Source organism: Desulfobulbaceae bacterium, assembly GCA_013792005.1.
Lineage (GTDB): Bacteria > Desulfobacterota > Desulfobulbia > Desulfobulbales > VMSU01 > VMSU01.
In genome coordinates, this window is the sequence record VMSU01000096.1 from 1 (window position 1) to 10540 (window position 10540).

Sequence of the window (10540 nt, forward strand, 5' to 3'; positions counted from 1 at the left end):
TACATCTCGTCTAGTGACTAATGTAACTACTGATAGTAATGCTCTCCTGTCTTATGCAAAACGGCTTAAGAGGCGCATATGGGTTAATATGGTTGATAAGTATATAGCGGTTTCTGATTATGTAGCATTACAACTTCAGGATCATGCTGGTGTGCCAGCAGAAAAAATTACCACCATCTTTAATGGGATTTTGCTTGAAAGATTTGATGTTAAAGACGTCGCAAAAGAAAAGTTGAGAGTTGAACTTTTTGGCAAGAATTCAAGGAGGAAAATAATCTGTTATGTCGGTCAATTGAGTGAAGAAAAGGGCGTTCTGTGTCTACTCGCGGCCATTCGCTGCCTTTCTGCAATAAGGGACGATTTCGTCCTGATTGTGGCGGGGGCAGGTCCTCTGGCTGCGTTGATTGCAGATAATGAAGTAATTGACGGGAAGAAGAGAATATTTTTTCTCAAGTATCGCGATGATGTGGAAAAAATATTAAGTATTTCTGATTTGCTAGTCTGTCCATCACTGTGGGAGGAGGCTTTTGGGCTAGTTCTCGCTGAAGCCGCTGCGGCTGGAGTTCCTTGCGTCGCAAGTAGAGTTGGTGGAATCCCGGAAGTGGCCATTGATGGGCAAACTGCCGTTCTTTTTGAGCCTGGTGATATTGACAATCTTACTGAGGTGCTCAACACTCTTTTGGCTGATGATGAAAAGCGTAAAACTCTTTCTATCAATAGTAAAATCCATGCCATGCGGCACTTCAATTTGAGCGATGTTGTTGCCAGAACACTGGATGTCTATAATGCTTATCTATAAAAAATGCCCATCTCAAGAGTTTTAACGGGGAAATTTCGAGACGAAGGGCTTAATTAATGATACTAACAGACTAACTCTCCAACAGTACTAACGTGAAAGACTCTCTATGCTCAATGTAGACGCAAACAGCCCACTCCAAAATCTTCACGTCAAAATTAACTCCCTCGTTTCCAAGGGGGTACGATCCCTTTTTAAGTTTAATCAAAGTCATCTAGTCGTATGTGGATTTCCTCGAAGTGGCACATCGCTTCTTTATAATATGATCAGTTCATGCCTTCCCGGATATCGATTTGAACCATTTGAACAGTATTTTATTTTTCGGCTTCATAAATTAGGGAACTGGGCGACGAAGGCCCCGTTGGATGTTTTGCACATAAAGCAAATTGATAAGCTGAACATTAATAAAAAGGATCTCGCAATTTTAATTATGGTCAGAGATATACGTGATGTTATTTCTTCTCGCCACCCAATCTACCCCGACGAATATTTTATTGGCCATGATCATAGCTGGTGGCCACAAAATCAGAAGTTTACGGAATGGCGTTATGATGCCCCAGGCGTAATAGCGATTCACGAAGCAATCCAGATAGCGCTCCGGCGTTCAGATGTTATGCTGCTTCGTTACGAAGACCTTGTGACAAATCCTGATAAGATCCAGGAAGCGATTGCAAAAAAATTCAACTTAGCTTTTGATGCTAGGTTTTGCGAGTATCATAAAAGCCCCCAAAAGCATGCTTACCGATATGAAGGAAGGTTTGCCCCAAAGGAGTCCAGCCTTGTCATGGAAGGAAAGATGTCGTCATCTGAGCGTATAGCTCGTTGGAGGAGAAGCCCTGAGCAGATTGAGAGGGTAAGGCACCAATTTTCTGAATGTAATGAACTTTTCGGTACATTGGAGGCATATGGATATGAAAAGTCGAGAGATTGGTACAGTGAAATTGCTTCGTGATATTCCAGCTCGATAGGTTGGTTTCTAGCTGCTTCATGAGGGAGATGCCAAATTATGAGCGCAAAGAATGTTAAAGCAGAGATACTTCGAAAAACCGGAATTCTGGTTCTAGCGCCGAGGTTCCCATCGATCAACCAACCGTGGATGGATACCTACCTTGAGCAGTTACAAATTCATGGCATAAAATTTCATGTGGTAACTGAAAGCAATGTGAAAAGAAAATACCACGAAAAAGTCGACCGTTTGGGCCTGCGTCAATATGTGATTCCTGTAGTCATGGAACGGGCACAGATTCTTCGTTCAAGCCTGTGCTCTGCAGTTTTTAGACCATTAGTAACTAGGGTGTTCACTCAAACCGCGTGGAAGAATTTTATCTTCGATCTGAAAGCCGCCGACGGCCTGAAGACAATTCTACGAATACTTCACTGCTTCTATTGTGCTGCAAATCTTGGAAATTTAGGCCTCATTCATGCTCACTCAGAACTGTTCGGCTATTATTTTTTGCCATTCGCCGTCCAGCGTCAAGTTCCGTTAATTGTAACTTTTCACGGCCTCTTGCCGGAGGGGTTGCTCCAGCTTGCGCCGGTTCGGCGCAAGCTGCTTGGCTCCTATGCTGTTTGCGTAATCGTTAATACGAATGCGGCAAAACAACAGGCTGTCACTTTAGGTTATCCTGAAGAAAAAATTGTAGTCCTTCCCCAAGGGTTGCCTCTCGATGATTATACCTCCGTTGCACGCCCAGCGCCCACGGGGGATGAGCCGCTTCACTTGCTGACTGTTGGCCGCTTTCATCGAGACAAAGGCCATGCGTACGCTTTACTTGCCTTACGCAAGCTTGTTGAAAGAGGCGTCGACGCCCATTGGCATTTTGTAGGGGCTGGGTCAGAAAAGGAGAAACTTGCGATAATGGCCCAACGGCTTGGGGTCGCTGAGCGCGTAACATTTTATGTAGATTTGGACCTCTTTGAGATACAGACCCTTTACCGAAAAGTTCATCTGTTTGTTCTGCCAAGTATAAATAATCGAACGCCCAATGAACATGTAGAGACTCAAGGCGTTGTGCTGCAGGAGGCACAGGCGAGTGGTTGTATTCCCATTGCTACCAGAGTGGGAGGGATTCCGGAATGTATCCACGACAAGGAGGATGGGTTGCTAATACCTGATCGATCACATCGAGCAATTACTGATGCAATTTGTTATTTGCTGGAACGCCCAGAGCAATGGCCAATGTATCAAACCAAGGGTAGGCAGAATGTAGAGGAGCGGTTCGCCGCAGACGTGATTGGTATGCGTATGGCAGGGCTACTCACCGAGATAATGGAAAAGGGAAACCACGCGTGAACGTTCTGGTCACGGAGGGGGGGAATCGTTCCTCTCTAGCAGTCACTCGTTCTTTGGGGAGACGGGGATGTCGGGTGGTCGTCACCGGGGCTGAGTCGCGCAATCTCGCTTCGAGTTCCTCTTTCTGCAGGGCGTCCTATTTGGTTCCAGACCCTATTCAAGCTGGAGCGGAATACGTTGCGGCTATACGGGAGATTGTGGATAAGGAAGGGATTGAGGTAATCATTCCTATGACCGAACCCTCAATTTACCTCCTCAATCCGATGAGGGCCAGCTTGCCACCCAAGGTTGTTTTGGCTTGCCCACCAGCAGAGAAGATGGCAGCAGTTTCCGACAAACTCCACCTCTGTCAACTGGCTGAGAGATTGGATGTGCCTATCCCACTAACCGTTTATCTCTCTGGTCCTGCCGTTTTGGACGCACGGCTTGACGAGATTGAGCGCTATCCCGTTGTAGTCAAACCCGCTCTATCAAAAATCCAGGAGGGACATGGCTTTCTCTCTGCCGGGATTATGTACGCTTCCTCCCGTGAAGAATTGAAATATCTTTATGAGACGGTAGATGTTTTGCGGCATCCCTCCATGATCCAGGAGAAAGTGGTCGGTCCAGGTACCGGGCTTTTTACCCTGTACGACTCAGATCGACATCTGGCCCTTTTTTCGCACAGGCGTTTACGGGAGAAGCCCCCTTCCGGAGGAGTGAGTGTTATTTCAGAGAGCATCCCCCTTGATGAGGAGATGGTTGATGCTGCTGGCCGTTTGCTCGCGGCAGTTGGGTGGCAGGGGGTGGCCATGGTTGAGTTTAAACGGGACCTGCGGGATGGAAAGGCTAAGCTGATGGAGATTAATGGCCGTTTTTGGGGGTCTTTGCAGTTGGCCGTTGCCTGCGGTGTAGATTTTCCGGGCCTGCTTCTTGATTACCTCCAGGGTGAAAAGCCATTGAGTCCTTTCATTGGTTATCGTATTGGGCATAAACTTAAATGGTTTTTAGGGACACTCGACCACCTCCTAATTCGTCTGAAAAACAGTGACGAATCGCTTAATCTCCCGCCTGATTGTCCCTCTAAATGTCAGGCAATAATTGATTTTTTGATGTTATCTGAAAGAAACACATCGTTTGATGTATTGGACAGGCATGATTTAGGACCATTCTGGTTTGAGGTTCGTTCTTATATTCGTCAGGTGTTAGGGGCACGGGATGATTAACATTCTCCATACCATAGATACGACCGGTCCAGGTGGAGCGGAGACGGTCTTTGTCAACTTGGTCAAGGGTCTGGATGCTCATCATTTTAAATCAATTGCCGTAATTCGTGGGCCCGGATGGGTCTGTAGAGCCTTGCAGGGAATCGGTATCGAACCGATTTTTGTTCAATCAAAGGGCGGATTTAATTTTCACTATCTTTTGGAATTAGTAAAGATTATCCGGAAACATAAAATAGACCTTGTGCAGTCCCACCTCCTAGGTTCGAACCTCTATTGTAGCCTTGCCGGCATGATCTGTCGCGTGCCGGTAGTTTCCACGTTCCACGGATTTGTAGACAGTAGTGGCAATGATCGCTTGATGTCGCTCAAAACTCGTCTCATTAATGCTGGTTCCAGGAAAATAGTTTTTGTCTCGGATCGACTTCGGGAGCATTTTGTCCTGCGCTATGGATTTTCAGCAGAAAAATCAATTACCATTTACAATGGAGTGGATACCTGTCTCTTTAAGCCGCAAAGGGATGAAGAAATCAGGAAAGAACTTGGCATTGGCCCTGAACATATTCTCATCGGTGCGCTTGGCAATATTCGTCCAGCCAAGGGGTATGAATATTTTCTCAAGGCTGCGCGGCTTGTTTACGATAAAAATCCTGACTGTCGCTTTGTCATCACAGGGGAAGGGTCTGGTTTGCTGTATGAGTCACTTCTTACCCTACGAAAAGATCTTGGCCTCGGGGGCGTTTTTTTCTTCCTTGGCTTCCGAGAAGATACGGCAAAACTGCTAAACAATTTAAACATTTTTTTATTGTCTTCTATCTCAGAAGGATTCTCTATTTCCACTATTGAGGCTATGGCCTGCAAGGTGCCAGTAGTCGTTACTCGTAGCGGTGGCCCTGAGGAAATTGTTTCTAATGGGGTGAATGGGATTACGGTGGACTGTGATGAACATGAAATAGCAAATGGTATTTTTAAATTGATTGAGAATAGCGATACAATAAAATACATCATTAATAATTCCTACACAGCTGTTAATGGAAAATTTAGCCTGAAGAAAATGATAGAAACTTATCAATGTACCTATAATTACTTGTGATTGATAGAGTATAGACATTACAACAAATACAACTGAAATATTAATTAATTCATGAAAATATTATGGCTTTCACATTTAATCCCTTATCCCCCAAAGGGAGGGGTGCTGCAGCGCAGTTATAATTTGGTGAAAGAAATTTCTCGTTACCATGAAGTTGATCTGCTAGCCTTTAATCAAAAGGAATTGATCGGCCCTTTATTTGAATCAGTGTCAGCAGGAGTGGAAGAGGCGAGGATTGCATTAAGTGTATTGTGCCGACGTTTGAGTTTTTTTGAGATTGCTAGCGATTGTTCAACATATGGCGCCTACACGCTTGCTCTGAAAAGTTTGTTTCATGAACCTTATAATATAAATTGGCTAAAATCAAAGGCGTTTGCCGCCACAATGACAAGTTGGTTAGAGCAAGAGAAGTATGATTTGGTGCATTTTGATACCATCAGCCTAGTACCATTTTTTTCATTGCTCCCCCCTGTCATCGCCACCACTCTTGATCACCATAATATCGAGTCGCACATGCTCTTGCGTCGCTCAGCCAGAGAGACAAACGTGTTGAAGCGTCTTTATTTTTGGCAAGAAGGAGTTCGTTTGGCCGGATATGAGCGCCGTTATTGTCCTCAATTTTCATTGAATATCACCTGCTCTGACATTGATAAAAAGCGACTCCTAGGCCTTGCGCCACAATCAAAAGTACTCTCTATCCCTAACGGGGTTGATTTAGATTTTTTCAAACCAGTCGGGTTACCAATTCATCCAAACCGGTTGATTTTTGTTGGCACCATGAATTGGTACCCAAATGTAGAAGCTGTGCTGTACATCGCTGATAACCTATGGCCGCGTCTCAAGAAAATGCATCCAAATCTCACTTTTGATGTAATAGGCGCGAATCCGCCAGATAAGATTCGCTCATTAGCCGACCGTTTTGCCGATTTCCATATTCACGGTTTTGTTGATGATGTTCGGCCTTTTATTGAAACGGCAACTGTTTATGTCTGCCCGATTCGTGACGGAGGAGGAACAAAACTAAAAATTCTTGATGCTATGGCCATGGCAAAAGCTGTAGTGGCTCACCCCGTGGCTTGTGAAGGTATTAACGTCACACATGATAAAAATATTTTGTTAGCGGACGACGACACATCATTTATCAACCATATTGATTCGTTGCTAAACACAGAAGATAGAAGGTATGCGTTAGGGATGGCGGCGAGAAAATTGATTGAGCAGTATTATGGTTACCATGCAATCGGTGAACAATTATCCAATGCTTACCGAGATTGTGTGTGGGGGACGGGAGCCTAATGTGTGGCATCGCCGGAATCATTGCACCGATGTGGGAGCAACGGGCATTGTTGGCGGCAGCAGAGACTATGGCAACCACTCTGTATCACCGCGGTCCAGACGCACAAGGTGTCTGGGGAGACCCGAGGCAGCCGCTGGCATTGGCCCATCGCCGTTTATCCATCCAAGATTTATCCCCGGCCGGTCACCAACCAATGGCTTCTGTTAGTGGCCGCTTTCATATTGTTTTTAATGGGGAAATATACAATTTTCATATGCTTGCCAGTGAGTTGCGGCAGCGTGGGCATCGTTTCCGGGGGCATTCTGATACCGAGGTTCTGTTAGCTGCAATGGAAGAATGGGGCATTGAGGCAACGCTAGAGCGAAGTCGCGGCATGTTCGCACTGGCGGTATGGGATCAACAGGCCTGTGAATTGATACTTTGCCGCGACCGCATGGGAGAAAAACCACTTTTTTTCGGTTGGTTGGAAAACTGTTTTGTATTTGCCTCAGAATTGAAGGCGTTTCACAGCGTTTTTCATGCGGCCTTGATTATTGACGAGAATGCCATGGCGGCATTTTTTCGTTTTGGTTACGTCCCCACGCCGTACAGTATCTATAGGAATATTTTTAAATTGTTGCCCGGCACCTACTTGCGCATACCAGTCGCCCCGCTACCAAATAGATCCGCATTCCATCCCTTACCCGGAAAAGATTCAATCTCACCAAAGCCTTATTGGCTTTTAGAAACCATTGCCCATCAAGGGATTATTAACCCTATTCTTGATGAGGACGAGGCGATCAAACAGCTCGATGCTCTGCTGCGCGATACGATTAGCCAACAAAAAATCGCCGATGTCCCGCTCGGGGCTTTTCTGTCCGGAGGCGTCGATTCTTCCTTAGTTGCTGCAGTGATGCAAGGTGTATCAGATAAACCCATTAACACCTTCACTATCGGTTTCAAAGAAACGGAATTCGATGAAGCCCCTTATGCTCGTGCCATTGCCGCCCATTTAGGCACGGAGCATCATGAGTATTATGTTTCAGCTAGTGATGGATTGGATCTGATTAGGGATCTCCCGAAATTTTGGGATGAGCCATTTGCCGATTCATCGCAAATCCCGTCATTGCTCGTGGCGAAACTGGCTCGCCAACAAGTCACAGTCTGCCTTACCGGTGATGGGGGCGACGAACTGTTTTGCGGCTACAACCGCTATTTCGAGTTGGACAATCTGTGGGTTAAGCAACAGCGATTTCCACCTTGGCTCCGCAACATCTTTGGCAGGGCTTTATCTACTATTCCTGTTCATGCCTGGCAAAGTGCTTATACTTTATTGAAAAAAATCTCAAGAAACAAGCAAGGTCAATCCAATATTGGCCTGAAAATTCACAAGTTCGCCAAGGTAATGCAAGCAGATTCAAAGAGTGATGCCTATCGTTATTTATTGTCTTATTGGCAGATGCCAAGCGCGATAGTTAATTGCGACCATGAGGCACCTTCTATGTTAGATCGACAGCCCCATCCAGGAATGAACCATTTTATTCACGATGCCATGTACTGGGACCAACTGGGTTATTTAGTCGATGACAACCTCGTGAAAGGAGATCGTGCCAGCATGTCGGTTGGCCTCGAAGCGAGGCTTCCTTTGCTGGATCACCGCATCGTTGAATTCTCCTGGCGGCTCCCTTTGGCGATGAAATACCGTGATGGGCAAAGTAAATGGTTACTCAGGCAGGTGCTTTATCGTTATGTGCCAAAGGCACTGATCGAACGGCCTAAGATGGGTTTCTCCGTACCTGTTCGAGAATGGCTGAAAGGTCCATTGAAAAATTGGGCGTATGATTTACTGCACTCAAACAATATAGGAGCCCTCTGTGGAGTGAATCGGCCATACCTTGAAAAGGTATGGCATCAACATCAGGAAGGGAGTCATGATCATTCCCATAAATTATGGGCACTCTGTGTGTGGATGGCTTGGGATGAGCAACAGCGCCATCCTCCAGCTAGTAAGAGTTAGATTTTTACGGCATTATGTCAATATTAATCAGTTTTGGTGCTGGTAGCCCGATTTGGAAACCGTGGGTGCCAAAATAATTAGGGAAATATCCGGATGTCAAGTTCCCTTCATCGTCAATAATATTGCTTTCAGGGGTGCCTTTCAAATTGTCAACATCGTTAATGCACCCATTGGGGTTGGCAGCCATATTCGCCCCCCAATTAAATGATAAGAAATTTGATGTGTAATAGTGGCCTCCCCATGTAGTATTAGGATTTATGATGACATTGTTGTATAGGTTATAAGGACCGGAGGCAGTGCAATTAGCTCCGTTGATGAACATGAAATTGACATCACCTACAACTGTATTCCTGTGGTAGAAAAGTGTCTTCATTGCCCCTGCCGACGAATAACCATCTGCATTGAAGACATGTACTTCTGCTCTCTCGCTTGGAGTCGTTTTTCTCATAAATAGATTGAAACAGATTTCAACATTGTTTGCATTGTCTAGCATACCATTCAGACTGGAGCCCAAAGGCGTACCAGAATCCATGACGATCTTATTGGCCCTCACAGTAAGATAGTCTGTGCGATACTTGGGGGCAATCCCATTGCACATATGGCTGATCCCTGGTCCACCTGGGTTAAATATATGGTTGTTTTCTATCAGGGCTTTTTTTGTGGCATAAAGACTACCTATGGCAGATGTTCCGGTGAAGTCGCTAAATGAGTTATCCTGCAAGACGAGATAATACCCATCTCCTCCATCCCAGGTAAAAAAGAATCCCTGGTTTTCATTAACAGAATTGACCGCGACTATTTTGCTCCAACTGCAGCGCCGCATGGTCATGTAACTGGTTTTTGAAGTTACTTGTATGCCGTAGTCAGAGAAATCGCTTAAATTTAAACTGTCGAAATAAAGACCAAGGAGAGAGGCCATATACCGACCATCCCCATTAATTTTTATTGTCTCCCCGGGGTAGCCAATCCATGTGTGAGAGCTGTCTTTCAGGTTGGTTCCGTATTTCCCCGTCACATCTCCTGGTTTACTGTAGGTTGAACCGAACTGAATGAGCGTATAGGTGCCACCTCTGAAATAGGTAATATCCGTTACGTTTGCTGCACTGGTTTTTTGCAGTAGACTGGCAATAGAGTTAAATGGTTGGGTGATCGTTCCGGTTTCGGTGCCCGTATAGGAGGCGTCCACGAACAAAAAACCTTTGGTTGTTACCGTAATAGCCCAAGTCGTGGTGACTGTAGTATTTTCGGAGTCTTTAACTGTAAGAGTGATTGTGCCAGAGTCAGACTTTGGGGCCGGCCAGCTAATTTCGCCTGTTTTGGGGTTGATCGTCATTCCGGCAGGGGAATTTTCGAGTTTATAAGTGAAAGGATAAGCCCCGCCAATCACCGCCGCCCGAATATTGTACTCAATGCCCGGATATGCCCGGAAGATACGATTGGTAACGGGGATGGCCGGGGTCCCAGTCCCTGCGGGCTTAATATTAGTGATTTCAAGGGGGAAGTTTGCCGCACTGCATGGGGGGGGGAGTGTAAATAATAGTGCAATAAGTGGTAAAATTACATAGAATAACAAATTTTTAGGTGCCCTGTTTATTGTCATGGTAGCCTCCATTTGGCTTGGTTAATGGGTACTAGTTTATCAAGGTGCTGTTAAAAGAGAAATGTTTTTATTGATAGCTATCTTTGCAAAAAGTCTGCCAACCGTTTAGCTTCGGTTCGAACAGGGTGCTGAGGGGATTTGCATTTTAATAGAATTTTTCTTGAGTGGGAAGAGCCTCTTGCAAAATAAGCGTCGTGACGCGGGGTGACAAAAAATCTCCTGCCGATTTTTGACCTGTCGCTGACTAGTTCAGGTCGCAAAAA

At 45.4% G+C, this 10540-nt stretch carries 8 protein-coding genes; 7 read left to right on the forward strand and 1 reads right to left on the reverse strand.

Annotation, left to right across the window (positions count from 1 at the left end):
* The 7 genes from FP815_05340 to asnB all read left to right on the forward strand — a co-directional run.
* The coding region (locus tag FP815_05340; protein ID MBA3014360.1) for a glycosyltransferase family 4 protein at positions 1-799 on the forward strand (799 nt) is incomplete at its 5' end.
* A gap of 106 nt (positions 800-905) precedes the next feature.
* Complete coding sequence (locus tag FP815_05345) at positions 906-1748, forward strand: sulfotransferase domain-containing protein (GenBank protein ID MBA3014361.1); 843 nt, start codon at positions 906-908, stop codon at positions 1746-1748.
* 54 nt (positions 1749-1802) lie between these two features.
* Entirely contained in the window at positions 1803-3089 is a 1287-nt protein-coding gene (locus FP815_05350; GenBank protein ID MBA3014362.1) for a glycosyltransferase family 4 protein, read from the forward strand.
* Positions 3086-4294 carry a hypothetical protein gene (locus FP815_05355; GenBank protein MBA3014363.1) on the forward strand — a complete coding sequence of 403 codons (1209 nt, stop codon included), beginning with the start codon at positions 3086-3088 and terminating at the stop codon, positions 4292-4294. The genes FP815_05350 and FP815_05355 overlap by 4 nt, the downstream gene beginning before the upstream one ends.
* Positions 4287-5384, forward strand: a complete 1098-nt coding sequence (locus FP815_05360) for a glycosyltransferase family 4 protein (protein MBA3014364.1) — start codon at positions 4287-4289, stop codon at positions 5382-5384. Before FP815_05355 ends, FP815_05360 begins: the two co-directional genes overlap by 8 nt.
* 51 nt (positions 5385-5435) lie before the next feature.
* On the forward strand, positions 5436-6680 hold the full coding sequence (locus FP815_05365) for a glycosyltransferase (GenBank protein ID MBA3014365.1): 1245 nt from the start codon (positions 5436-5438) through the stop codon (positions 6678-6680).
* Complete coding sequence (gene asnB / locus FP815_05370; GenBank protein MBA3014366.1) at positions 6680-8677, forward strand: asparagine synthase (glutamine-hydrolyzing); 1998 nt, start codon at positions 6680-6682, stop codon at positions 8675-8677. The genes FP815_05365 and asnB overlap by 1 nt, the downstream gene beginning before the upstream one ends.
* A 4-nt stretch (positions 8678-8681) precedes the next feature.
* Here the strand turns inward: asnB and FP815_05375 are convergent, their stop codons facing one another.
* Positions 8682-10277, reverse strand: a complete 1596-nt coding sequence (locus FP815_05375) for a hypothetical protein (GenBank protein MBA3014367.1) — start codon at positions 10275-10277, stop codon at positions 8682-8684.
* Between the last annotated feature and the right edge of the window lie 263 nt (positions 10278-10540).